The sequence below is a fragment of the Pseudomonas sp. NPDC096925 genome (genome assembly GCF_044762545.1).
Classification (GTDB): Bacteria; Pseudomonadota; Gammaproteobacteria; order Pseudomonadales; family Pseudomonadaceae; genus Aquipseudomonas.
Genome location: NZ_JBIWEM010000009.1, coordinates 174,213 through 198,326 on the forward strand (window position 1 = coordinate 174,213; position 24,114 = coordinate 198,326).

General features: G+C 63.8%; 24 protein-coding genes and 1 pseudogene. 14 read left to right on the forward strand and 11 right to left on the reverse strand.

Translation table 11 applies throughout. The features are described 5' to 3' along the window. Positions 1-11: 11 nt before the first annotated feature. Entirely contained in the window at positions 12-899 is an 888-nt protein-coding gene (locus tag ACIQYU_RS22850) for a cytochrome c oxidase subunit 3 (protein ID WP_087501037.1), read from the forward strand. Between the two features lie 36 nt (positions 900-935). Here ACIQYU_RS22850 and ACIQYU_RS22855 read toward each other — a convergent pair whose 3' ends face one another. Further along, positions 936-1,139, reverse strand: a complete 204-nt coding sequence (locus tag ACIQYU_RS22855) for a twin transmembrane helix small protein (protein ID WP_003258925.1) — start codon at positions 1,137-1,139, stop codon at positions 936-938. Positions 1,140-1,202: 63 nt separating this feature from the next. Here ACIQYU_RS22855 and ACIQYU_RS22860 point away from each other — a divergent pair, with 63 nt between their 5' ends. Genes ACIQYU_RS22860 through ACIQYU_RS22880 form a run of 5 tightly spaced genes read left to right on the forward strand, consistent with a single transcriptional unit; the run spans position 1,203 to position 5,086 of the window. Further along, complete coding sequence (locus ACIQYU_RS22860) at positions 1,203-1,940, forward strand: SURF1 family protein (protein ID WP_207831484.1); 738 nt, start codon at positions 1,203-1,205, stop codon at positions 1,938-1,940. Beyond that, positions 1,909-2,490, forward strand: a complete 582-nt coding sequence (locus ACIQYU_RS22865) for a hypothetical protein (RefSeq protein WP_063912358.1) — start codon at positions 1,909-1,911, stop codon at positions 2,488-2,490. The genes ACIQYU_RS22860 and ACIQYU_RS22865 overlap by 32 nt, the downstream gene beginning before the upstream one ends. Positions 2,491-2,499: 9 nt before the next feature. Further along, positions 2,500-3,579, forward strand: coding sequence for a heme A synthase (locus ACIQYU_RS22870; RefSeq protein ID WP_207831488.1), 1,080 nt, complete (start codon positions 2,500-2,502; stop codon positions 3,577-3,579). Next, positions 3,564-4,457 carry a heme o synthase gene (gene cyoE, locus ACIQYU_RS22875; RefSeq protein ID WP_233688228.1) on the forward strand — a complete coding sequence of 298 codons (894 nt, stop codon included), beginning with the start codon at positions 3,564-3,566 and terminating at the stop codon, positions 4,455-4,457. Before ACIQYU_RS22870 ends, cyoE begins: the two co-directional genes overlap by 16 nt. Then, positions 4,454-5,086: an SCO family protein gene (locus ACIQYU_RS22880; protein ID WP_233688229.1), complete on the forward strand. Its 633-nt coding sequence runs from the start codon at positions 4,454-4,456 to the stop codon at positions 5,084-5,086. The genes cyoE and ACIQYU_RS22880 overlap by 4 nt, the downstream gene beginning before the upstream one ends. Positions 5,087-5,205: 119 nt before the next feature. On the opposite strand, the gene ACIQYU_RS22885 is transcribed toward ACIQYU_RS22880, so the two are convergent. The 3 genes from ACIQYU_RS22885 to ACIQYU_RS22895 are packed head-to-tail and all read right to left on the reverse strand — an operon-like array spanning position 5,206 to position 7,697. Beyond that, positions 5,206-5,976: a MetQ/NlpA family ABC transporter substrate-binding protein gene (locus ACIQYU_RS22885; protein ID WP_063912362.1), complete on the reverse strand. Its 771-nt coding sequence runs from the start codon at positions 5,974-5,976 to the stop codon at positions 5,206-5,208. A 42-nt stretch (positions 5,977-6,018) separates the two neighbouring features. Beyond that, positions 6,019-6,690: a methionine ABC transporter permease gene (locus ACIQYU_RS22890; protein ID WP_063912363.1), complete on the reverse strand. Its 672-nt coding sequence runs from the start codon at positions 6,688-6,690 to the stop codon at positions 6,019-6,021. After that, positions 6,690-7,697, reverse strand: coding sequence for a methionine ABC transporter ATP-binding protein (locus ACIQYU_RS22895; protein WP_003256960.1), 1,008 nt, complete (start codon positions 7,695-7,697; stop codon positions 6,690-6,692). The genes ACIQYU_RS22890 and ACIQYU_RS22895 overlap by 1 nt, the downstream gene beginning before the upstream one ends. A 225-nt stretch (positions 7,698-7,922) precedes the next feature. Between ACIQYU_RS22895 and katE the strand changes: the two genes are divergently transcribed. Next, on the forward strand, positions 7,923-10,058 hold the full coding sequence (katE, locus tag ACIQYU_RS22900; RefSeq protein WP_402802356.1) for a catalase HPII: 2,136 nt from the start codon (positions 7,923-7,925) through the stop codon (positions 10,056-10,058). 109 nt (positions 10,059-10,167) lie between these two features. Here katE and ACIQYU_RS22905 read toward each other — a convergent pair whose 3' ends face one another. The 4 genes from ACIQYU_RS22905 to zur all read right to left on the reverse strand — a co-directional run bounded on the left by ACIQYU_RS22905 (position 10,168) and on the right by zur (position 13,036). Beyond that, a complete protein-coding gene (locus tag ACIQYU_RS22905) occupies positions 10,168-10,875 on the reverse strand; it encodes a PA5502 family lipoprotein (protein ID WP_207831497.1) in 708 nt (235 codons plus the stop codon). Between the two features lie 127 nt (positions 10,876-11,002). After that, on the reverse strand, positions 11,003-11,785 hold the full coding sequence (gene znuB / locus ACIQYU_RS22910; RefSeq protein WP_207831499.1) for a zinc ABC transporter permease subunit ZnuB: 783 nt from the start codon (positions 11,783-11,785) through the stop codon (positions 11,003-11,005). Then, positions 11,778-12,554 (reverse strand): zinc ABC transporter ATP-binding protein ZnuC, encoded by a 777-nt coding sequence (znuC, locus tag ACIQYU_RS22915; RefSeq protein ID WP_207831501.1) that lies wholly within the window; start codon positions 12,552-12,554, stop codon positions 11,778-11,780. The genes znuB and znuC overlap by 8 nt, the downstream gene beginning before the upstream one ends. Then, positions 12,551-13,036 (reverse strand): zinc uptake transcriptional repressor Zur, encoded by a 486-nt coding sequence (gene zur, locus ACIQYU_RS22920; protein ID WP_207831503.1) that lies wholly within the window; start codon positions 13,034-13,036, stop codon positions 12,551-12,553. Before zur ends, znuC begins: the two co-directional genes overlap by 4 nt. Before the next feature lie 18 nt (positions 13,037-13,054). On the opposite strand from zur, the gene ACIQYU_RS22925 reads away from it, so the two are divergent. After that, on the forward strand, positions 13,055-14,011 hold the full coding sequence (locus ACIQYU_RS22925) for a zinc ABC transporter substrate-binding protein (RefSeq protein WP_233688231.1): 957 nt from the start codon (positions 13,055-13,057) through the stop codon (positions 14,009-14,011). 111 nt (positions 14,012-14,122) lie between these two features. Here ACIQYU_RS22925 and ACIQYU_RS22930 read toward each other — a convergent pair whose 3' ends face one another. Beyond that, entirely contained in the window at positions 14,123-15,073 is a 951-nt protein-coding gene (locus ACIQYU_RS22930; RefSeq protein ID WP_063912369.1) for a homoserine kinase, read from the reverse strand. Positions 15,074-15,142: 69 nt separating this feature from the next. After that, on the reverse strand, positions 15,143-15,430 hold the full coding sequence (locus ACIQYU_RS22935; protein WP_013970316.1) for a DUF2782 domain-containing protein: 288 nt from the start codon (positions 15,428-15,430) through the stop codon (positions 15,143-15,145). 75 nt (positions 15,431-15,505) lie between these two features. Here ACIQYU_RS22935 and polA point away from each other — a divergent pair, with 75 nt between their 5' ends. Continuing rightward, entirely contained in the window at positions 15,506-18,253 is a 2,748-nt protein-coding gene (gene polA, locus ACIQYU_RS22940; RefSeq protein ID WP_233688232.1) for a DNA polymerase I, read from the forward strand. A gap of 413 nt (positions 18,254-18,666) precedes the next feature. Here polA and yihA read toward each other — a convergent pair whose 3' ends face one another. Continuing rightward, complete coding sequence (yihA, locus tag ACIQYU_RS22945) at positions 18,667-19,299, reverse strand: ribosome biogenesis GTP-binding protein YihA/YsxC (RefSeq protein ID WP_085665602.1); 633 nt, start codon at positions 19,297-19,299, stop codon at positions 18,667-18,669. Between the two features lie 201 nt (positions 19,300-19,500). Here yihA and ACIQYU_RS22950 point away from each other — a divergent pair, with 201 nt between their 5' ends. The 5 genes and pseudogenes from ACIQYU_RS22950 (at position 19,501) to ACIQYU_RS22970 (ending at position 24,087) form a co-directional block, all read left to right on the forward strand. After that, positions 19,501-19,803, forward strand: a complete 303-nt coding sequence (locus ACIQYU_RS22950) for a cytochrome c5 family protein (RefSeq protein WP_016484276.1) — start codon at positions 19,501-19,503, stop codon at positions 19,801-19,803. 31 nt (positions 19,804-19,834) lie between these two features. Next, positions 19,835-20,452 (forward strand): cytochrome c, encoded by a 618-nt coding sequence (locus ACIQYU_RS22955; protein WP_003256951.1) that lies wholly within the window; start codon positions 19,835-19,837, stop codon positions 20,450-20,452. Positions 20,453-20,625: 173 nt separating this feature from the next. Next, positions 20,626-21,258 (forward strand): thiol:disulfide interchange protein DsbA, encoded by a 633-nt coding sequence (dsbA, locus tag ACIQYU_RS22960; RefSeq protein WP_063912372.1) that lies wholly within the window; start codon positions 20,626-20,628, stop codon positions 21,256-21,258. Between the two features lie 34 nt (positions 21,259-21,292). Next, a pseudogene (locus ACIQYU_RS22965) lies at positions 21,293-22,125 on the forward strand (endonuclease/exonuclease/phosphatase family protein). A gap of 27 nt (positions 22,126-22,152) precedes the next feature. Continuing rightward, on the forward strand, positions 22,153-24,087 hold the full coding sequence (locus tag ACIQYU_RS22970) for a diguanylate cyclase (protein WP_207831513.1): 1,935 nt from the start codon (positions 22,153-22,155) through the stop codon (positions 24,085-24,087). The last annotated feature ends 27 nt before the right edge of the window (positions 24,088-24,114 follow it).

Genomic DNA, 24,114 nt, shown 5'->3' on the forward strand with positions numbered 1-24,114 from the left:
GGAGAACAGCAATGGCAAGTCATGAGCACTACTACGTCCCGGCGCAGAGCAAGTGGCCGATCATCGCCACCATCGGCATGTTCATCACGGTGTTCGGCCTGGGTACCTGGTTCAACGACATGAAGGCTGGCCATCCCGAGTCGCACGGGCCGCTGATCTTCTTCATCGGCGCGTTGTTCCTGGCCTACATGCTGTTCGGCTGGTTCGGTTCGGTGGTACGGGAGAGCCGCGCGGGGCTGTACAGCCCGCAGCTGGACCGCTCGTTCCGCTGGGGCATGAGCTGGTTCATCTTCTCCGAGGTGATGTTCTTCCTGGCCTTCTTCGGTGCGCTGTTCTACGTGCGCGTGCTGGCCGGGCCGTGGCTTGGCGGTGAAGGGGCCAAGGGTGTTGCGCACATGTTGTGGCCGACCTTCGAATTCACCTGGCCGCTGCTGCACACGCCCGACCCGAAACTGTTCCCGCCGCCCAAGGAAGTGATCGACCCGTGGCACCTGCCGCTGATCAACACCATCTTGCTGGTCAGTTCCAGCGTGACCATCACCATCGCCCACCATGCCCTGCGCCGTGACCACCGTGGCCCGCTGAAATTCTGGATGGCGCTGACCATCATCCTGGGCGCCAGCTTCATCGCGTTGCAGGCCTACGAGTACCACGAGGCCTATACCAAGCTGGGGTTGACCCTGGGATCGGGGATCTATGGCGCGACGTTCTTCATGCTAACCGGCTTCCACGGCGCCCACGTTACCTTGGGCACGATCATCCTGATCGTGATGTTCGTGCGCATCTTGCGCGGGCATTTCAACCCGGAGAAACACTTTGGTTTCGAGGCGGCCAGTTGGTACTGGCATTTCGTCGATGTGGTGTGGGTGGGGTTGTTCATCTTTGTCTATGTGTTGTGAATAAAGAACCCGCTCCCACAGGGGTAGGTGAGAACTTCAGAAGGGGGCGTGCGAGACGAGCTGACCGCTGATGAAGCCCCAGGCCACCAGGCCGATGGTCAGGGCCGCCAGGGTCACCCGCACGGTCAGCGCTTTCAGCAAACGGGTCGAGTTTTCATCGTCCTTGACCAGAAACACCAGGCCACTGAACAGGCTGGCAATCGTGGCCAACAGCATCAGGACAATCGCGGCCTTGAGCATGGCGATACTCCGGGGGGATGCGGTGATGTGGATAAGTATAGCGATCGGCCCGGCGAGGCTCCGATGAGGCCGTTTCGTCCGGGCTGGGTACCAACCCTGGTGGTGCTTGCGCTGCTGCCGGGGTTGATCGCGCTTGGCTGCTGGCAACTCGGCCGTGCCGAGGAAAAGCGCGTACTGCTGGCCGCCTATGCCGAGCGGCGGATCGAAGCGCCCTTGGCCACGGCCCAGCTGACCGCGAACCAGGACAATGCCTTCCGCCGCGTGCATCTCCATGGCCGCTTCGACGCCGGGCACAGCCTGTTGCTGGACAACCGCATGCGCGATGGCCAGGCCGGTGTCGAGCTGCTGCAACCCTTCCACGACCAGGCTAGCGGCCTGTGGCTGTTGGTCAACCGCGGCTGGCTACCCTGGCCGGATCGCCGCGTGCCTGTGCATTTCGATACCCCTGCCCAGGCGTTGGCGCTGGATGCCTCGGTATATGTCGCGCCTGGCAGCACATTCCAGTTGCATCCCGACCCTGCAGGCGGCCAGTGGCCGCACCTGCTGACCGCCGTGGATGCCGCCCAGCTATGGCAACAGCTCGATCGCGAAGGCTTCGCCCATGAGCTGCGCCTGGAGCCCGGCCCGGCGACCTATCGCCTGGACTGGCCGGTCGTTGCCATGGGCCCGGAAAAACACCTGGGCTACGCCGTGCAATGGTTCGCCCTGGCAACCACTTTGGTACTGCTCTACCTCTACTTCGGCTGGCACCACAACAAGGAGAAACCCCATGGCCACCGCCACTCCACTGGAAGTGCCTGAACGTAGCAAACCCAGAGCCCGCGGGCGTTTGCAGCTTGTCCTGATCCTGCTGGTGGTGCTCGGGCCGATGGTCCTGGCCACCAGCATGTACAAGCTCAAGTTCTGGGTGCCGGAAGGCCGCAGCTACCACGGCGCCATGATCGGCAACGGTGAAAGCCGCGCCGATCTCGGCGTGGCAGGCCAGGACGAGCACTGGCAGCTGCTGGTGAGCGCGCCCGAGGTGTGTGCCGAGGACTGCCAGCGCCTGGTGTACCTGGCCCGGCAGATCCAGGTTGGTCTGGGCCGCGATGCCAGCCGTGCCAGCCATGCGCTGGCGACCGCCCAGCCGCTGAGCGCCGACTACCAGGCGCTGATTGGCCGTGAGTATCCGCAGCTGCAACGCTACCCGCTGGATGCGCAACGCTACCTGCAGCAGGTCGGTGAGGCCGGCCCGCAGCTGTGGATCGTCGACCCGCACGGCAACCTGGTGCTGCGCTACGACGCCAAGGTCAACGGCAAGCATGTGCTGGACGACCTGCGCCACCTGCTCAAGCTGTCCAACATTGGCTAGGAGCCTGCCATGGCCAGACCCGGATTCCGCCTTGCTGTGTTCGCCACCCTGCTGGCACTGCTGGTCGTCCTGCTCGGTGCCTATACCCGCCTGACCCACGCCGGCCTCGGCTGCCCTGACTGGCCGGGTTGCTACGGCTTCATCAGCGTGCCCAAGAGCGAAGCGCAGCTGGCCCATGCCGAGCTGCATTTCCCCGAGCACCCGGTGGAAGCTGCCAAGGGCTGGGCCGAGATGGTCCACCGCTACTTTGCCGGCACCCTGGCGATGGTCATAGCCCTGCTCGCCGTGCAGGCGCTGCGCCGGCATACACGCGATGGCCAGCCTTATCGCCTGCCCTTGCTGTTGCTGGGAGTGGTGCTGGCCCAGGCCGCCTTCGGCATGTGGACGGTCACCCTCAAGCTGTGGCCGCAGGTGGTCACCGCGCATCTACTCGGTGGCTTCACTACCCTGAGCCTGTTGTTCCTGTTGTCCCTGCGTCTGTCCCGGGCCTTTGCGCCCTTGCCCAAGCTGCCATTGAGCCTGCGCCGGATCGCCGCGCTGGCCTTGCTGGTGGTGATCGGCCAGATCGCCCTGGGCGGCTGGGTCAGTGCCAACTACGCGGCCGTCGCCTGCATCGACCTGCCCACCTGCCACGGCCAGTGGTGGCCGGCGGCGGACTTCAGCAACGGTTTTCACCTGACCCAGCACGTCGGGCCCAACTACCTGGGCGGGCAGCTGGACAGTGATGCGCGCACGGCCATCCACATCAGCCACCGCCTGGGTGCATTGCTGGTGACCTGCGTGCTGCTGATGCTCAGCTGGAAGCTGCACCGCTGCGGCCTCCCTGGCCTGGCGCGGCTGGTGCTGCTGGCGCTGCTGGTGCAAGTCGGCCTGGGCATCAGCAATGTGCTGCTGCACCTGCCGCTGGCCGTGGCCGTGGCACACAACGCGGGTGGGGCGCTGTTGTTGCTGAGCATGGTGCTGGTGAACTACCGCATCCGCGTGGTCGACAAGGTTCGCGTGGGTGTCGGCCATGGCTGGCGCCTGCGACCTGTGGCTGGCGTGGGTATCTCCCACCACATGAGGAATGATTCGTGGCGACGCTTCTGAGCGCACGGCGGGCCAGCTGGCGTGATTACCTGGAGCTGACCAAGCCCAAGGTGGTGGTGCTGATGCTGATCACCTCGCTGGCGGGCATGTTCCTGGCCACCCGTGCAGGTGTCAGCTGGAGCGTGCTGCTGTTCGGCAACCTGGGCATTGGCTTGTGTGCAGGCGGCGCGGCGGTGGTCAACCATGTGGTGGACCGACGCATCGACGCACTGATGGCGCGTACCCACAAGCGGCCCCTGGCCCAAGGCCGGGTCGAGCCGCTGCCGGCGCTGCTGTTCGCCTTGGCGCTGGCGCTGCTGGGCATGGCCCTGCTGCTGGTGTTCACCAACTCCCTCACCGCCTGGCTGACGCTGGCCTCATTGCTCGGCTATGCGGTGCTCTATACCGGCTTTCTCAAGCGTGCCACGCCGCAGAATATCGTCATCGGTGGCCTGGCCGGTGCCGCCCCGCCGTTGCTGGGCTGGGTGGCGGTCAGTGGCCATGTCAGCGCCGAGCCCCTGCTGCTGGTGCTGATCATCTTCGCCTGGACCCCGCCACACTTCTGGGCCTTGGCCATTCACCGCAAGGAGGAATACGCCAAGGCCGATATCCCTATGCTGCCGGTGACCCACGGCGAGCGCTACACCAAGCTGCATATCCTGCTGTACACCCTGGTATTGCTGGCGGTGAGCCTGCTGCCCTACGCCATCCACATGAGCGGCCCGCTGTACCTGGCCTGCGCCCTGGTGCTGGGCCTGCGCTTCCTGCAATGGGCCTGGGTGTTGTACCGTGGCAGCCGGCCGCACGCGGCGATCGGCACCTTCAAGTACTCTATCGGGTACCTGTTCGCGCTGTTCATCGCGTTGCTCCTCGACCACTACCTGTTGCTGAACCTATGACCCGAACCCAGAAAACCGTCTTCATCCTCGTTGCCCTGGTCGCGTTGATCCTGGGCCTGACCGTCAACAAGGTGCTCAATGGCCGCGACCAGCCCAACCCCACCGAGCTGATCGATGCCGGCATCATCCTGCTGCCGCAGAGCCGTACCGTGGCTGACGTGACCATGACCAACCAGGACGGCCAGCCGGTGCAGCTGGATGACCTGAAGGGCAAATGGTCGCTGCTGTTCTTCGGTTATACCTACTGCCCGGACATCTGCCCGACCACCCTGGCCCAGCTGCGCCAGGTGAAGAGCGAGTTGCCCAAGGAGGCCGTCGACCGGCTGCAGGTGGTGCTGGTGAGCGTAGACCCGAACCGCGACACGCCGAATCAGCTGAAGCAGTACCTGGGTTATTTCGACAAGGATTTCGTCGGGGTGGTGGGGTCGATCGAGGATACCCAGAAGCTGGCCAATGCCTTGAGCATTCCGTTCATTCCGGCCGATACCAGCAAGCCCGGGTATACCGTGGATCACAGCGGCAACCTGGCGGTTGTGGGGCCGGACGGGCGTCAGCGCGGGTTCATTCGGGCGCCGTTCAACAACCAGAAGCTGGTGGCGCAGTTGCCCGGGCTTGTGAAGCGGGATTGAGTTAACCCCAAAAGCTGCGCGGGTAAACCCGCTCCCACAGGTACAGCGTAGGCCGTGAGCCTTGCGCTATCCCTGTGGGAGCGGGTTTACCCGCGAAGAGTCCAGCGCGATGTGACGGCTTAGAACGCCGGCACCACAGCGCCTTTGTACTTCTCGACGATGAACTGCTTCACCTCAGGCGAGTGCAGTGCAGCGGCCAGCTTCTTCATCGCGTCCGAGTCCTTGTTGTCCGGGCGGGCAACCAGGATGTTCACGTAAGGCGAGTCGCTGCCTTCGATGACCAGGGCGTCTTTCTCCGGGTTCAGCTTGGCTTCCAGCGCGTAGTTGGTGTTGATCAGGGCTGCATCGACCTGGGTCAGCACGCGTGGAATGGTGGCTGCTTCCAGCTCACGGAACTTCAGGCTTTTCGGGTTCTCGGCAACATCCTTCACGGTGGCCAGGATGTTCTTGTTGTCCTTGAGCTTGATCACGCCGGCCTTGTCCAGCAGCAGCAGCGCGCGGCCGCCGTTGGTGGCGTCGTTGGGTATGACCACGGTGGCGCCGGAGGACAGCTCGTCCAGCTTCTTGATCTTGGTCGAGTACACGCCCAGCGGCTCGATGTGCACGCCAGCCACGCTCACCAGGTTGGTGCCCTTGGCCTTGTTGAACTCATCCAGGTACGGCTGGTGCTGGAAGAAGTTGGCGTCCAGGCGCTTTTCGGCAACCTGCACGTTCGGCTGGATGTAGTCGGTGAATTCCTTGACCTTCAGCTCCACGCCCTCTTTCGCCAGTGCAGGTTTGACGAAGTTGAGGATTTCGGCGTGCGGCACCGGGGTGGCGGCGACAGTCAGCGATTCGGCGTGGGCCGAGAAGGCCGCGACAGCGGCGACAACAGCAAGCAGCTTCTTCATTGATCACTCCTTGTGAGGGCCGCGACGGCCCCCGAACGGGGGTTACTTACGGGAAAAATGCACGACCAGTTTGTCGCCCACGCTCTGCAGGACTTGAACCAGTACCAGCAACAGCACCACGGTGACGACCATCACGTCGGTCTGGAAACGCTGGTAGCCGAAACGGATGGCCAGGTCACCCAGGCCGCCGGCACCGACCACACCGGCCATGGCGGTGTACGACACCAGGGTGATGGCGGTTACGGTAATGGCCGCGAAGATGCCCGGGCGGGCCTCTGGCAGCAGCGCGTTGGTGATGATCTGGCGGGTGGTGGCGCCCATCGACTGGGTGGCTTCGATAATGCCGCGGTCCACTTCACGCAGGGCGGTTTCCACCAGGCGCGCGAAGAACGGTGTGGCACCTACCACCAACGGCGGAATGGCGCCGGCGACGCCCAGCGAAGTGCCGGTGATCAGCACGGTGATCGGGATCATCACGATCAGCAGGATGATGAACGGCAGCGAGCGCAGGACGTTGACGATCAGCGACAGCAGCGCGTAGACGCCCTTTTGCTCGAACATCTGCCGCGGCCCGCAGAGGAACAGCAGCACGCCCAGGGGCAGGCCCAGCAGCACGGTGAAGAACAGCGAGCCGAACAGCATGATCATGGTATCGACGCTGGCCAGCCAGATTTCGGCCCAGTCGACGTTGGCGAAGAAATTCAGGGCGTCCATCAACGCAGTACCTCCATATGTACGTCAGCTGCCTTGAAGCGGGCGAACGCCGCTTCCATGTCACCGCCGATCAGGGCGAGGGTGAGCTGGCCATAGGGGACATCCTTGATGCGGTCGATACGCCCGGCGAGGATGCTGTAGTCCACACCGGTTTCGCGGGCCACGGTGCCCAGCAGCGGCGCGTAGGTGGCGTCGCCCTGGAAGGTCAGGCGCACGATACGGCCTGGTACGTGGGCGAAGTCGTCACGCTGCTCGCCTTCGTCGACCTGCTCGTCTTCCTGGACGAAGCGCTTGGTGGTGGGGTGCTGCGGGTGCAGGAACACCTCGGCCACCGAGCCTTGTTCGACGATCTGGCCCGCGTCCATCACTGCCACGCGGTCGCAGACCCGGCGGATCACGTCCATTTCGTGGGTGATCAGCACGATGGTCAGTTTCAGCTCACGGTTGATTTCGGCCAGCAATTGCAGGACCGAGGCCGTGGTTTGCGGGTCGAGGGCGCTGGTGGCCTCGTCGCACAGCAGGATCTTCGGGTTGGTGGACAGGGCGCGGGCGATGCCGACGCGCTGCTTCTGGCCGCCAGACAGCTGCGCCGGGTACTTTCTGGCATGGTCGGAAAGGCCGACACGGGCCAGCAACTCGGTCACGCGCTTGTCGATTTCGCTGCGCGACAGCTCGCCGGCCAGGGTCAGTGGCAGGGCGACGTTGTCGGCGACGGTCTTGGAGGCCAGCAGGTTGAAGTGCTGGAAAATCATCCCGACCTGCTGGCGGAAGCCGCGCAGCTGGCTGGCGTTGAACGCGGTAACGTCTTCGCCATCGACGATGATCTTGCCGCCGGAGGGCTCTTCCAGGCGGTTGATCAGACGCAGCATGGTGCTCTTGCCGGCGCCGGAATGGCCGATCAGGCCGAACACCTGGCCATCTTCGATGGTCAGGCTGGTCGGATTCAGTGCGGGGATTTCCCTACCGGCGACGCGGTAGGTCTTGTGTACCTGTTGGAACTCGATCACGTAGCGAACCTTGTGGGGCGCATGGAATTTGGGTCAGCGGTTAGCTGGGGTCGCGCATTTTAGCCTTTTCCCATAGCTGTTCTTAGCATTTATTTCGTAATGCACCAATCCTTCGGGCATATCGCGACAACCGGTAATTCTGATTGAACGCTCGGCAAAGCGCTCCGGTCACTACCTGAACAAGCCCGAACGGGCACGCCTGTAGACTGATGAGGAGAGCCGACCATGCCCAGCAAGAACACGGACGCGCCAAAGCACAGCGAGGCCGCCGGCACCCAGACCCCGGACCGGGCCAATACCAACGCCAAGTTGCAAAGCCTGGAGGCTGACCGCAGCGATGCCACAGGCCGTGCGTTGCGTACCAATCAGGGGGTGCGCATCGCCGACAACCAGAACACGCTGAAGGCCGGTGACCGAGGCCCCTCGCTGCTCGAAGATTTCATCATGCGCGAGAAGATCACGCACTTTGACCACGAGCGCATCCCGGAGCGCATCGTGCATGCGCGAGGGACGGGAGCGCATGGCTATTTCCAGAGCTATGGCAACCACGCCGAGCTGACCAAGGCTGGCTTCCTGCAGGACCCGGAGAAAATCACGCCCGTTTTCGTGCGATTTTCCACGGTGCAAGGCCCGCGTGGCTCAGCCGATACCGTGCGCGACGTGCGGGGTTTTGCGGTCAAGTTCTACACCGACGAAGGCAACTTCGATCTGGTGGGCAACAATATGCCGGTGTTCTTCATTCAGGATGCAATCAAATTCCCGGATTTTGTCCACGCAGTAAAGCCGGAGCCGCACAACGAGATCCCGACCGGTGCCTCGGCCCATGACACCTTTTGGGATTTCGTCTCGCTGGTCCCGGAGTCTGCCCATATGGTCATGTGGGCAATGTCGGACCGTGCGATCCCGCGCAGCTTGCGGATGATGGAAGGTTTCGGGGTGCATACCTTCCGCCTGATAAATGCCCAGGGTGTGGCCAGTTTCGTCAAGTTCCACTGGAAACCGCGCCAGGGCGTGCATTCCCTGCTATGGGACGAAGCACAGAAGCTGGCCGGCAAGGACGCTGATTTCCAGCGACGCGATTTGTGGGAGGCTATCGAGACCGGCGATTACCCGGAATGGGAACTGGGCGTACAGATCGTGCCGGAAGCGGACGAGCACAGGTTCGATTTCGACCTGCTGGACCCGACCAAGATAATCCCGGAAGAGTTGGTGCCGGTTACACCATTGGGCAAGATGGTCCTGAACCGCAACCCGGACAACTTTTTCGCCGAAGTGGAACAGGTGGCGTTCTGCCCGGCCCATATCGTACCGGGCATCGACTTTACCAACGACCCGTTGCTGCAGGGGCGGCTGTTCTCCTACACCGACACCCAGCTTAGCCGCCTGGGTGGGCCCAACTTCCATCAGATCCCGGTCAACCGCCCCGTCGCTCCCAATCACAACAACCAGCGCGACGCCCTGCATCAGCATGTGGTGCACAAGGGGCGCGCTTCTTACGAGCCAAACTCCATCGATGGCGGCTGGCCAAAGGAAACCCCACCTGCCGCACAGGATGGTGGTTTCGAGAGCTTTCAGGAACGCATCGATGCGCACAAGATCCGCCAGCGCAGCGAGTCGTTCGGTGACCACTTCTCGCAGGCGCGGCTGTTCTTCCAGAGCATGAGCCCGACCGAGCAGCAGCACATCATCAAGGCCTACAGCTTTGAGCTGGGCAAAGTGGAACGTGAGACGATTCGTGCTCGGGAAGTGAATGAAATTCTTGCCAATATCGACTTGAAGCTGGCGGCTGCGGTGGCTGCCAACCTCGGCTTGCCTGCGCCGAGTGCAGGCACGGTGCAAGTGAAGGGTAGCCAGCTTGCGCAGTCGCCTGCCCTGAGCCAGATGAACCACCCGGGCTCGGTTGGCATCAAGGGCCGCAAGATCGCCGTACTGGTGACAGATGGCGTAGACGCTGGCAGCGTGGAGAAGCTGGTCAAAGCCCTGGAAGCACACAGTGCCCGACCATTGCTCCTTGGGCCGACCTCAGCACCGGTGAAGGCTGCGGACGGCAAGCAACTACCGGTGGATGCTTCCATGGAAGGGATGCCCTCGATCATGTTTGACGGGATTGTCGTGCCTGGGGGCAAGGCTTCGACCGATGCGCTGGCGGCCAGCGGTTTGGCCAAGCATTTTCTGCTGGAGGGCTACAAGCACCTGAAGGCGATGGTGTTGACCAAAGAGCTTTTGGGCAGCTTGGGGCTGAAAGAAGACAAGGGGTTGCTGCTGGGAGATGAGCAGAAGACCGTGGATGCCTTCGTCAAAGCGGTAGAAGGGCATCGAGTGTGGGAGCGGGAGGCGGCTGCGGAGGCTGTGCCGGCCTAAGGGGCTGCTTTGCAGCCCATCGCGACACAAGGCCGCTCCTGCAGGAGATCGCATTCCCTTGCAGGAGCGGCCTTGTGTCGCGAAAGGGGCGCGCAGCGCCCCCAGATTCTTAACGCTGATGCGGAACCAGAACCACCTGCGCCGGCAGCGACCGCTGAATCTCGTGCTTCTGCTTCAACTCGAACCCGCTGTCGATCTTGCGCACGCGCTTCTCCAGCAAGGTCTTCAGCCAAGGCGCATCCTCGGTGCGCGGCACCTGGAACACCACGTCGCACTGGTAGCTCACCACATCGGCGGCAATGTCATCCAGCTGGCGGCGCATGGCGCGGCTGTCGGTGGTCTTCAAGGCCACCACGGTGCTCGGTGCGGACGGGTCGATGATGCGCGCCTTGGGCTTGGCCTCGGCCGCTTTCAACGCCGCTTCCGCCTTCTCCAGCTCGGCCTTGCGCGCCTGGGTCACGGCATCGCCACCGGTCACCGCCGGGGCCTGCGGCATCAGCGCGCGGGCACGGGCCAGGGCGGTGGCGGCAGCATTCACATCACCCTTTTGCAGGAAGATCTGGCTGCGTTGCAGGTAGGCTTCGGCGAGCTGGCGCTGGTATTGCACCAGGCGCGCGTCATCGGGCGCCTGGGCTTGCAGGGCTGCCAGCTGGTCCTCGGCGGTGGCCAGCTCGTTGCTGGCAATGTTCTGTTGCAACTGCTGCCAGGCATCGGCTTGGGCAGGTGCGGTGGCCTGTTCGACCGGCGCGCTGGAACACGCGACCAGGAACAGGGAAAACGCGGCAACAAGCAGATAACGGAAGGCGAACGGCTTCATTCCTGCGACTCTCTATTTGCGCAAAAAGCGAGCAAGTCTACACCCAGGTGCGCACGCTCGAAAACAAGTCTTACAGACCCTTTACGTGCGAAAAGGTTGCAGGGCGCGCCTTCACGCGCCCTGTTTTTCAGCGTTTGGGCAGGGCCAGGCTCAGCAAGAATAGCACTGCCGCGCAGACCACGATCGACGGGCCGGCGGGGGTGTCCTTGAACCAGGACATGGCCAGGCCGCCGCATACCGCGGTCACGCCCAGCAGGCTGGCGCCCAGGGCCATCTGCTCGGGAGAGCGGGCGTGACGCTGCGCCGCAGCAGCGGGGATGATCAGCAGCGAGGTGATCAGCAACACGCCGACGATCTTCATGGCCACGGCAATCACCACCGCGATCAGCAGCATCAGCGCCATGCGCAGGCCGGCCACCGGCAGGCCTTCGACCATGGCCAGCTCCTCGTGCACGGTGACTGCCAGCAAAGGCCGCCACAGCGCAGCGAGCAGCAGCAGGACCAGCGCGCTGCCGCCGAGGATCCAGCCCAGGTCGGTGGTGCTGATGGCCAGCAGGTCGCCGAACAGGTAGGCCATCAGGTCGATGCGCACATCGTGCATGAAGCTCAGCACCACCAGGCCCAGCGACAAGGTGCTGGGGGCGAGGATGCCGAGCAGGGTGTCGGAGGCCAGCGGTTGGCGTTGTTGCAAGGTCACCAGCAAGATCGCCAGCAACAGGCAGCCCACGGTTACCGCCAGCGCCGGGCTGACGTCCAGGGCAAAGCCCAGGGCCACGCCGAGCAGCGCGGCGTGGGACAGGGTGTCGCCAAAGTAGGCCATGCGCCGCCACACCACGAAGGAGCCCAGTGGGCCGGCCACCAGCGCCAGGGACAAACCGGCAAGCAGGGCGTAGAGAAGAAAATCAGCCATGCTTGCAGTGCGCTCCGTGAACATGGGTGCCAGGGGCGACCACCGAGCCGTGCAGGTCGTGGCTGTGGTCGTGATGGTGATGGTAGATGGCCAGGCTCGGTGCTGCGGTCTGGCCGAACAGCTCGACGAATGCCGGGTCGCCGCTGACCTGCTCGGGGTGGCCCGAGCAGCACACGTGGCGGTTCAGGCACACCACCTGGTCGGTGGCGCTCATCACCAGGTGCAGGTCGTGGGAAACCATCAGCACGCCGCAACCGTGGCGGTCGCGCAGGCGGGTAATGAGGTTGTACAGCTCAGTCTGGCCGACCACGTCAACGCCTTGCACCGGCTCGTCGAGCACCAGCAGCTGGGGTTCGCGCAGCAGCGCGCGGGCCAGCAGCACGCGCTGCATCTCACCGCCGGAAATGGTCTGGATCGGGCTGTCGATGACCTGTTCGGCGCCTACTTCCTGCAACGCCGCCAGGGCTGCCGCACGGTCTACACCGGGCACCAGGCGCAGGAAGCGCAGCACCGACAGCGGCAGCGTGGCATCGACCTGGATCTTTTGCGGCATGTAGCCAATGCGCAGTTTCGGCTTGCGCCATACCTTGCCGCGGTGCGGCTTGAGCAGACCGAGCACGGCGCGCACCAGGGTGGTCTTGCCCGCCCCGTTCGGGCCGATCAGGGTGACGATCTGGCCGGGTGCGACCGACAGGTCGATGCTGTCGAGCACCGCCTCGCCGCCGAAGGTGACGCCGACCTGCTCCAGGCGGATCAGTGCATCGCTCATGCCGCGCTCCGGCAATTGCTGCACAGGCCAACCACTTCCACCGTCTGGGTCTCGACCGTGAAGCCCACGCCCTTGGCGCTGCTGATGATGGCTTCGCTGATGCTCTCCTGTTCCAGCTCGATGGCCACATGGCAGGCCCGGCAGATCAGGAACTGGCCCTGGTGCAGGTGTTCCGGGTGGCTGCAGCCGATGAAGGCGTTGAGCGAGGCGATGCGGTGCACCAGGCCGTTTTCCAGCAGGAAGTCCAGGGCGCGGTATACCGTGGGTGGCGCGGCGCGGCGGCCGTCCTGCTCACTGAGCACGGCGAGGATGTCGTAGGCGCCCAGCGGCTTGTGGCTTTGCCACACCAGTTCCAGCACTCGACGACGCAGCGCGGTCAGGCGCAAGCCCTGGCGGGTGCACAAGGCGTCGGCTTCAGCCAGTGCGCTGTGTACGCAATGGGAGTGATCGTGAGGACGGTTGGCCAGCGGCGTGATGGACATGGGCAGCGACGGTTCTGGATGGAGACGTTATTATGTTACCTGTTTCTGATGACTCGAGTATTCACCGTGTCCCGATTCCTAGTCCTTTTTGTCGCTTTCATCGCATTTTCCGCCCAGGCCGACGTACGCGTGCTGACCAGCATCAAACCCCTGCAGCAGATTGCCGCCGCCGTGCAGGACGGTGTTGGCAGCCCGGAGGTATTGCTGCCGCCGGGCGCTTCGCCGCATCACTATGCACTGCGCCCGTCCGACGTTCGGCGAGTGGGTGATGCCGACCTGCTGTACTGGATCGGCCCGGACATGGAAGGCTTCCTGCCGCGGGTACTGGGCAATCGCAGCAAACCCACGGTGGCCGTGCAGTCGCTGCCGGGCATGAAGCTGCGCCACTTTGGCGAGGACAGCCATTCCCATGAGGAAGAAGACCACGACGACCATGACCACGACCACCGCCCGGGCAGCCTGGACGCGCATCTGTGGCTATCGTCGGTCAACGCGCGGGTAATCGCGGCGAAAATGGCGGCTGACCTGGCGCAGGTCGACCCGGCCAATGCGGCGCGCTACCAGAGCAACCTGAAGGCCTTCGACGAACGCCTGGACGCACTGGATGGGCGGATCAAGGCGCGGGTGGCCGGGATTGCCGGCAAGCCCTACTTCGTGTTCCACGAAGCGTTCGACTATTTCGAGGCCGAGTATGGCCTGAAGCACACCGGGGTGTTCAGCGTGGCGTCCGAGGTGCAACCGGGTGCGCAGCACGTGGCAGCCATGCGCAAGCGCCTGCAGGAAGTAGGCAAGACCTGTGTGTTCAGCGAACCGCCACTGCGGCCGCGACTGGCCGAGACCCTGACAGCAGGGCTGCCGGTGCGCCTGGCCGAGCTGGATGCCCTGGGCGGTACCGACCCGGTGGATGGCAAGGGCTATGAACGCTTGCTGGAGAAGCTGGGTGGCGACCTGGCTGGGTGCCTGGAGCAGCTGTAAGCCTGTGCCGGCCTCTTCGCGGGTAAACCCGCTCCCACAGGGATAGCGCCAGCCTCACGCCTGTCACCGTACCTGTGGGAGCGGGTTTACCCGCGAAGAAGCAGACACGCTCTAGAGGGCGAAGGGCAGGTGCAAAGCCACCTGCTGGCGCTGCGCCAGGCGCACTTCGAACTCGCTCGGGTCATGGATCATCACATCCATCCCGGCAAACGATTCCGCCGCAATCAGGCGCGACAGCCAGAAGCGCACGCAACCCACGCGCAGCATCTCCGGCCACAGCTCGGCCTCGGCCGCGGTAAACGGCCGCAGCGCCGCATAGGCCGCCAGCAGTGCCTGGGCGCGCGGCACATCGATCGCGCCGTGTTCATCCAGGCACCAGTCGTTCACGGTGATGGCGATGTCATACAGCATCGGCCCGGAACAGGCGTTGTAGAAGTCGATCACACCGGTCAGATGGGTGCCTTCGAACATCACGTTGTCGCGGAACAGGTCGGCATGCAGGTTGGCCCGTGGCAGGGCAAGGATCTGTGCCTTGTGCGCGCTGATTTCATCCAGCGCCGGCTGCAGCAGCGTGGCTTGCTCGGCGGTAAGGCGCGGCAGCAGCTCGGCACCCGAGGCCAGCATCCAGTCCAGGCCGCGGTCGGTGCGGCGCTCGATGATGTGCTCGCGGGTGGCCAGGTGAATGTGCGCCAGCAGTTCGCCAACCTGTGCGCAGTGCTGGGCGTTCGGTGCCTTGATGTGCTTGCCCGACAGCCGTGGCTGCAGCAGCGCCGGCTTGCCGCACAGCTCGCGCAGGCCGTTGCCGTCGCGGTCACGTATCGCGTAGGGCACTGGCATGTCGGCAGCGTGCAGGGTGTCGAGCAGTTCGATGAAGAACGGCATGTCCTCGCTGGGCCCGCGCTCGATCAGCGTCAGGACGAACTCCCCCTGTTCGAGGCTGACGAAGAAATTGCTGTTCTCGGTGCCGGCGGCGATGCCCTGGAAATCGAGCAGACGACCCAGCGCGTACGGCGCCAGAAAGGTTTCCAGCTCAGGCCGGGTCACGGGGGTGAAAACTGACATGATGAAAATTTGCCCATACGGGCACTTCCGCCGGGAAGTGCCGGGTTGATGTGAACGGTGCGCGTCAGATTACCACTCGAAGATCTTCCAGGACGGAATCAGCATGTCCGGCTGGTCGGATCGAATGAAATTGCCATCAGAGCCATCGGCGCGTACCAGGAAATAAGGCTTGCCGTTTTTCGGCGTGATCTTGATCGCATACAGGAACCCGTTCTGCCGGTACTCCTGGATGGTTTTGTCGCCTTCCGTGCGAATGGTCACCTCGGGATCGGCCGAGGGGGCGTCGTCCGCCGCCAGGGTGACGACTGGCATGGTTGCCAACAGACCGAGCAGTAACAGGCGATTGAGTGTACGCATGATAACCTTGTCCCTTTGTCGTCAATGATTCTGGCTATTCTAGCGCCGGACCCGTCGAAAAGGTTGATTCTGCTCATGAGCCAAGCGCCCCTCGTCCTGGTGGACGGTTCCTCCTACCTGTACCGCGCCTTTCACGCGCTGCCGCCGCTGACCACCTCCAGGGGCATGCCGACCGGCGCGGTGAAGGGGGTGCTGAACATGCTCAAGAGCCTGCGCAAGCAATACCCCGACAGCCTGTTCGCGGTGGTGTTCGATGCCAAGGGCGGTACCTTCCGCGATGCCATGTTCGCCGAATACAAGGCTAACCGCCCGAGCATGCCGGACGACCTGCGGGTGCAGATCGAGCCGCTGCATGCCAGCGTCAAGGCGCTGGGCTACCCGCTGCTGTGCGTCGAAGGGGTCGAGGCCGACGACGTGATCGGCACCCTGGCGCGCAGCAGTGCGGCCCTGGGCCGGCCGGTCATCATCTCGACCGGTGACAAGGACATGGCGCAGCTGGTGGACGGGCACATTACCTTGGTCAACACCATGACCGGAAGCGTGCTGGACGTGGCCGGCGTGCACGAGAAATTTGGCGTCGGCCCGGAACACATCATCGACTTCCTGGCACTGATGGGCGACAAGGTCGACAACATCCCCGGCGTACCGGGTGTGGGCGAAAAAACCGCAGTCGGCCTGCTGACCGGCATCGGCGGCGGCCTCAGTGACCTGTACGCCAACCTGGACAAGGTCCCGACGCTGGCCATTCGTGGTGCCAAGACCCTGCCGGCCAAGCTGGAGGAGCACCGCGACGCGGCGTTCCTGTCCTATGAGCTGGCTACCATCAAGGTCGATGTGCCCCTGGACATCGAAGTAGATGCCCTGGTGTGCGGCGAGCCGGACCGTGAAGCGTTGCTGGCGCTGTACACCGAGATGGAGTTCAAGAGCTGGGTCGCCGAGGTACAGCGCGACGCGGCCAAGGCCGGTGACGACATCGCGCCGGTCGCGGAGCCGGCGGCCAAGGTCGAGCCCAGGTACGAAACCATCCTCGACCAGGCCCGTTTCGACTTCTGGCTGGAGAAGCTGCGCCAGGCGCCACTGTTCGCCTTCGACACCGAGACCACCGGCCTGGACGCCCAACAGGCGCAGCTGGTCGGCCTGTCGTTCTCTGTCGATCCCCATGAAGCGGCCTATGTGCCGCTGGCCCATGACTATGAAGGGGCGCCGGTTCAACTGGACCGCGCCGCCGTACTGCTGGCGCTGAAGCCACTGCTGGAAGACCCGGCCAAGGCCAAGGTCGGGCAGAACGCCAAGTACGACATCAACATCCTCGCCAACGGCTCCCCCGCCATCGAAATGCGCGGCGTGGCCTACGACACCATGCTCGAGTCGTACGTGCTGAACTCCACCGCCACCCGTCACGACATGGACAGCCTGGCGCAGAAGTACCTCGACCACACCACCATCGCCTTCGAGGACATCGCCGGCAAGGGCGCCAAGCAGCTGACGTTCAACCAGATCCACCTGGACAAGGCCGGCCCCTACGCCGCCGAAGACGCCGACATCACCCTGCGCCTGCACCACGCGCTACAGGCGCGCCTGGCGCAGACGCCGAGCGTGCAGCCGGTGCTGATGGACATCGAGATGCCGCTGGTGCCGGTGCTGGCCAAGATCGAGCGCCAAGGGGCGCTGGTCGATGCCGCGCTGCTGCAGGTGCAGAGCGGTGAGCTGGGGGTGAAGATGGCCGAGCTGGAGCAGCGTGCCTATGAGCTGGCCGGAGAGGAGTTCAACCTTGGCTCGCCCAAGCAGCTGGGCGCGATCCTCTACGACAAGCTGGGCATGCCGGTGCTGAGCAAGACCACCAAGGGCCAGCCATCCACGGCAGAAGCGGTGCTCGACGAACTGGCCGAGCAAGGCTACCCGTTGCCGGAGGTACTGATGCAGTACCGCAGCCTGAGCAAGCTCAAGAGCACCTACACCGACAAGCTGCCGGGGCAGATCAACCCGCGCACCGGGCGTATCCACACCTCCTACCAGCAGGCGGTGGCGGCCACCGGCCGGCTGTCGTCGAGCGATCCGAACCTGCAGAACATCCCGATCCGTACTGCCGAAGGCCGGCGCATCCGTCAGGCCTTCATTGCCAGCCCGGGCTACAAGCTGCTGGCGGCGGACTACTCGCAGATCGAGTTGCGCATCATGGCCCACCTGGCCAAGGACGAAGGGTTGCTGCATGCGTTCCGCAATGACCTGGACGTGCACCGTGCCACGGCGGCGGAAGTGTTCGGCGTGGCGTTGGCCGACGTCACCACTGACCAGCGCCGTAGCGCCAAGGCCATCAACTTCGGCCTGATCTACGGCATGAGCGCCTTTGGCCTGGCCAAGCAGATCGGCGTCGACCGCAAGCAGTCGCAGGACTACATTGACCGCTATTTTGCTCGCTACCCGGGCGTGCTGGCCTACATGGAGCGCACTCGCGCCCAGGCGGCGGAGCAAGGCTTTGTCGAAACCCTGTTTGGCCGCCGCCTGTACCTGCCGGATATCAATGCCAAGAACCCGGCCCTGCGCAAAGGCGCCGAGCGCACGGCGATCAACGCGCCGATGCAGGGCACGGCGGCTGACATCATCAAGCGGGCCATGGTCAATGTGGATAACTGGCTGACCGAGAGCGGGCTGGATGCCCGGGTGATCCTGCAGGTACACGATGAACTGGTGCTGGAAGTGCGCGAGGACCTGGTGGCGCAGGTGAAAGATGAAATTCGCCAGCACATGAGCCGGGCTGCGCAGCTGGATGTGCCGCTGCTGGTCGAGGCAGGAATTGGTGCGAACTGGGACGAAGCTCACTGATCGAGCGGGGAAAGCTGGGCAGGATCCGTGACATGGGGACGCGGGTCCTGGCTCCGCTCAGTGCCAGTGGTGCTGAGGTTTCATGAAACTATCGCAAATAGTTTTCAGGGCTTTGGAACTTAACCGGTGAAGCGGAACTCAGAGTAACTGAATGGCTGGTGAAGCCTTTCGATGCTCCTATGTTGTGTTAAGTGTTGGCAGATATCTGGACCCCGCCCTAGCGGTCCGGACTTGGACCCCGAACTTCTCCCTCCCCATACGAAGTCCGGGGTTTTTTTTGCCCGGAATTTGCCTTGAGTCTGGTGAAGGAACACTGTGGGAGCGGGCGCGCCCGCGAACCTGGGCGAAGCCCAGGCCATGCTCCGCGCTGGATTCTTCGCGGGCATGCCCGCTCCCACAGGTTGAGCAGACCTTCAAATGACTGGCTTGTCTTCCAGCTCCATCCAGTCCGCCAGCACCCGGTAGGCCTCTTCCACGCCCAGGCGCTTGGGCGCCGAGAACAGCTGGATGGTCACGCCATCGCCCCAGCCCTTGCGGATTTCCGATTGCACCTTGAGCAGGGTGTTCTTGCCTGCGCCGTGGGTCAGCTTGTCGGCCTTGGTCAGCAGGATGTGCATCGGCATGCTGCTGGCCTTGGCCCAATCGAGCATCATCTTGTCGAAGTCGGTCATCGGGTGGCGCACATCCATCATCAGGATCACGCCACGCAGGCACTCCCGGCTACCCAGGTAGGCTTCCAGGTGTTTCTGCCAGTGCTGCTTGAGCGGAATCGGGACTTTTGCATAACCGTAGCCAGGCAGGTCGACCAAACGCCGTTCATCGTCCAGACTGAAGAAATTCAACAGCTGGGTGCGCCCGGGGGTTTTCGAGGTGCGCGCCAGGCTGGCATGAGTCAGGGTATTGAGGGCGCTGGATTTGCCGGCGTTGGAGCGGCCGGCGAAAGCCACCTCGTAACCCTGGTCGTCCGGGCATTGTTCGACCTTGGCAGCGCTGAGGGCGAATTTGGCTTTCTGGCAGAGGCCGAGGATGGGGTTCTTGACTTGCATGGGATATCCGATGTGGGTGTTGCCTGACTCTTTGGGCCCGAGCCTGGCAAGCGGTGTCGTTTCCGTTTGGATGGCGGAAGTATATAATGCCCCAGTTTTTGTGTGCTCATTCTCCCGGCGAAGGAGAACGGGCATGGGGTGTCGAACAATAGCTCGCGCAACAGAACGCAGCGCGGCCCCCAACCCTGAAGGTCGTTCCGCATGGCGAAATGGCTGCTTGCTGTCGGTATGTTCCTGCCGGTTTTCAGCGCACAGGCTACACAGGATCCCGAGGTGTTGTACAACCGCACGTGTGCGGCCTGTCACACCGGGCAGTTGCCACAGGCACCCAGGCAGGGTGACCGGGCAGCATGGGAGCCACGGCTGGCGCAAGGCATGGATGTACTGGTGAAGCACGTGACCCAGGGTTTCAAGGCTATGCCGCCGCGTGGATTGTGCATGGACTGCAGTGCCGAGGACTACCGTTTGGTCATCCTTTGGATGAGTGGCAGTCCCGATACATAACATTTCACCCTTAGCCGTGTTGGATTAGCTGATGAACAAACTAGTCGTGAGTCTGCTGTTGACCCTGGGTGTCGCAGGTGCGGCCACTGCTGCGCAACCCGTCAAAGGCGATGCCGCCGCCGGCCAGGCCAAGACGGCCGTCTGTGGCGCCTGCCACAACCCCGACGGCAACAGCCTGGCACCGAACTTCCCGAAACTGGCCGGCCAAGGCCAGCGCTACCTCGAAAAACAATTGCACGATATCAAGTCGGGCAAGCGTACCGTGCTGGAGATGACCGGCATGCTGGCCGCATTCAGCGACCAGGACCTGGCCGATATCGCCGCCTACTTCTCCAGCCAGAAAGGCAGCGTGGGCGCGGCCGATCCCAAGCTGGTCGAACGTGGCCGGGCGCTGTTCAACGGCGGCGACCTGGAAAAAGGCATGCCCGCCTGCACCGGCTGCCACTCGCCGAACGGCGCCGGCATCGCCCTGGCCGGCTTCCCGCACCTGGGCGGGCAGCACGCGCAGTACGTGACCAAGCAGCTCACCGACTTCCGCGAAGGCAACCGCACCAACGATGGCGATGCCATGACCATGCGCACCATCGCCGGCAAGCTGAGCAACCACGACATCGAGGCGTTGGCCAGTTACATCCAGGGCCTGCACTGAGGCCATTACAGGCGGCGCATTAACTTTCAGTTAATGTTGTAGGCCAATGATGAAAGGGCGGCCGGACCGCCCTTTTTTCCGTCCGCAGCCGTTACACTACAGAACTCGGCCCCTTCCCGGCCTGTCTCAGTACAGGTCGCGTCGTGGCGACAATGACTGCCCAGGAGTAAAGCATGCGTAAACTGATTCTCAGCGCCGCGCTGGTCGCTGCCAGCGTATTCGGTATGACTGCCGTCCAGGCCGCCGAGCCTGTTGCCGGCAAGGAATACCTCGAGCTGAGCAACCCTGTTCAAGTTTCCGTGCCTGGCAAGATCGAAGTGGTCGAGCTGTTCTGGTACGGCTGCCCACACTGCTACCACTTCGAGCCAACCATCAACCCATGGGTTGAAAAGCTGCCCAAGGACGTCAACTTCAAGCGCGTACCGGCCATGTTCGGTGGCGCGTGGGACGCCCACGGCCAGATGTTCCTGACCCTGGAAGCCATGGGCGTCGAGCACAAGGTGCACGCCGCGGTGTTCGATGCCATCCAGAACCAGCGCAAGCGCCTGACCGACCCGCAGGACATGGCCGACTTCCTCGCCACCCAGGGCGTGGACAAGGACAAGTTCCTCGCCACTTTCAACTCGTTCGCCATCAAAGGCCAGGTCAACCAGGCCAAGGAGCTGGCGAAGAAGTACGAGATCACCGGCGTACCGAGCATGGTGGTCAACGGCAAATACCGCTTCGATCTGGGTACCGCCGGCGGGCCGGAAGGCGTACTGAACGTTGCCGACCAGCTGATCGCCAAGGAGCGCGCCGCTAAGTAAGCGGCGTAACCCATGCGCCGCTTCAGAACCGCGCGTGGCATTGGCCTGCACCAGCCGCAGGTCAACGAACATCACCTGCAGGCCCCGGGCCTGCCGGAGGATGGTCGCCTGCGGCTGCTCAGTTTCAACATCCAGGTGGGCATCAGCACCGAGCGCTACCGGCATTACCTGACCCGTAGCTGGCAGCACCTGCTGCCGCACAACGGTCGTGCCGGCAACCTGCAGAAGATTGGCCAACTGCTGGGCGACTTCGACCTGGTGGCCTTGCAGGAGGCCGATGGCGGCAGCCTGCGCTCGGGCTACGTCAACCAGGTCGAGCACCTGGCCCACCTGGGCGCCTTCCCCTACTGGTACCAGCAACTCAACCGCAACCTTGGGCGTTTTGCCCAGCACAGCAATGGCGTGCTCAGCCGCCTGAAGCCGCAGCTGCTCGAAGACCACCCGCTGCCCGGCCCAGCTGGGCGTGGTGCGATCCTGGTGCGTTTTGGCGAGGGTGAAGATGCGCTGATCGTGGTGATGATGCACCTGGCCCTCGGCGCCAAGACCCGCGCCCTGCAGCTGGGCTACATCCGCGAGCTGATTGGTGGCTACCGCCACCAGGTGCTGATGGGCGACATGAATACCCATGCCACCGACCTGCTGGAGCACTCGCCGCTGCGCGACCTGGGCCTGATTGCCCCGCAAGTCGAAGCCACCTTCCCCAGCTGGCGCCCACAGCGTTGCCTGGACCACATCCTGCTCAGCCCAAGCCTCACGCTGGAGCGTGTCGAGGTGCTGGCGCAGCCAATTTCCGACCACCTTCCCGTTGCTGTCGAGATTCGATTGCCTGATGCATTGACTGTGGATACGCTGCCGGTCCTGAGCTAATTGCCATCACCGTTTGCGGACCCGGGCATGACTGAAGACGCTGAGCGCTGGAAAGAGAAATACCTTAAAAGCATCGAGCAGCAGGAAAAGCTCGAGCGCCGTTGGGACGCCCGTCTCGACCTGCTGCGCCGCGGCCTGGTACGCAGCACCTTGGCTGCCGAAGGCAGTGACAAGGTGGTGGACCAGTGCATGAAGGAAATGCGCGAGGTCATCCGCAGCGACAACATGGACGCCGGCCTTGCCGGGCTGATTCCGCGTCTTGAGAAGGCGGTGCTGGACTCCGAACAGCGCCGGGAAACCCGCATGAACCAGGTCAGCGATGCGCTGATCGCGCTGGTCGGTCAACTGCAAGGCCTGCCGCTGCCAAACGATGTCTCGCGGCCGTTGAAAAAACTGGCGAAGAAGCTCGACGGCGGCGTGGCCCAGTCACGCGACCTGCCACCGTTGCTGGGTGAATTGAGCGGCTTGCAGGGCCGCGCGCTGTCAGCCTTGGGCAAATCGGGGGAAGATGCCCGGCCGGGGTTCTTGCAGCGTTTGTTCGGCAGCCGCGAGAATGACGTGCAAGGCGAGCCAGCGCTTGCGCCGCTGGCGTCGCCTGTTGCCGAGGCGCAGCCCTTGGCAGCACCGGGCAGTGTCGATGCCGACGATGTGGATGCGCTACAGCGGCTACCAGCCTTTCCAGCCTCTGTTGTCGAGGCCCCGGTAACGCCCAAGCCCGAGCTGGAGGTTGCTGGCCCCGCGTTGATCGAAACGGCCGAACTGTCGCCAGCCCCGCTGCCGCAGCCGCTACCGGACGACGTGCCAGCCCCGGAAGTTGCCGCCAGTGAGGCACCGGCTAAAGCACAACCGGTACAAACACTGGAAGAAACCTTCGGTGAAGACGGCCCTTATGCCCTGCCTTACGCGGTAGAGCCGCCCTACAGCCAGGTTGCTGCGCACATCGAGCAAACCCTGATCGGCCTGCTCGATGACCTCAGCCTGCCGGAGCGGCACAAGGCCCAGGCACTGAACATGCGCGAGCGGGTCGCCCGCGGCCTGAACTGGTATGAGCTGATCCCGGTGCTGGATGACCTGGCTGTGCTCATGCTGGCGATCACCGACAGCGGCCAGCACGAATTTGAAACCTACCTGCAGCAGCTCAACGAACGCCTGGAAGGTTTTCAGAGCCACCTGCACGAGGCCAGCGCCGGTCATGCCGATAACAGCTCGGCCGCCCGCGAGCTGGATACCCAGCTGCGTGAGCACGTCGATGGGCTGCAGAGCAGTGTGCAAGGTGCCGCCGATGTGGACAGCCTCAAGCACATTCTGGAAAACCGTCTGGAAGGCCTGCTGGTGACCATGGACGAGCACAAGCACGAGCGCGATCGCCGCGAGCAGGAGCTGGCCGGACGGCTGCAAGGGCTGTCGGAGCGGGTGGCGAGCATGGAGCAGGAGGCGCTCGGCTACCGCGAGCACCTGGAAGAGCAGCGCCAGAAAGCCCTGCTCGACCCCCTTACCGGCCTGCCCAACCGTGCGGCCTGGAGCGAGCGGGTCGAGCGCGAAATACTCGAATGGCAGGCGCACGGCGGTCATCTGGCGATGGCGATCCTCGACCTGGACCATTTCAAGCGTATCAACGACAGCTATGGGCACCTGGCCGGGGACAAGGTTTTGAAGATCGTCGCCGACCAGTTGCGCAAGCGCCTGCGCGGCCGTGATTTCATCGCCCGCTTTGGCGGCGAGGAGTTTGTCCTGCTGCTACCGCAAACCTCGCCGGCCGACGCCGCCCAGATAGCCGAGGTGCTGCGGGCCACGGTCGAGGCATGCCCGTTCCACTTCAAGGGCGAACGGGTAGTGATCACCACGTCCATCGGCCTGGGTGCATTCCGTTCCGGTGAGCGCGGTGACCAGGTGCTCAAGCGCGCCGATGCGGCGCTGTACCGGGCCAAGGAGTTGGGGCGCAATCGCGTCGAGCAGGCATAGCCGGCAGCCGCTGACTCGCGGCAAGCA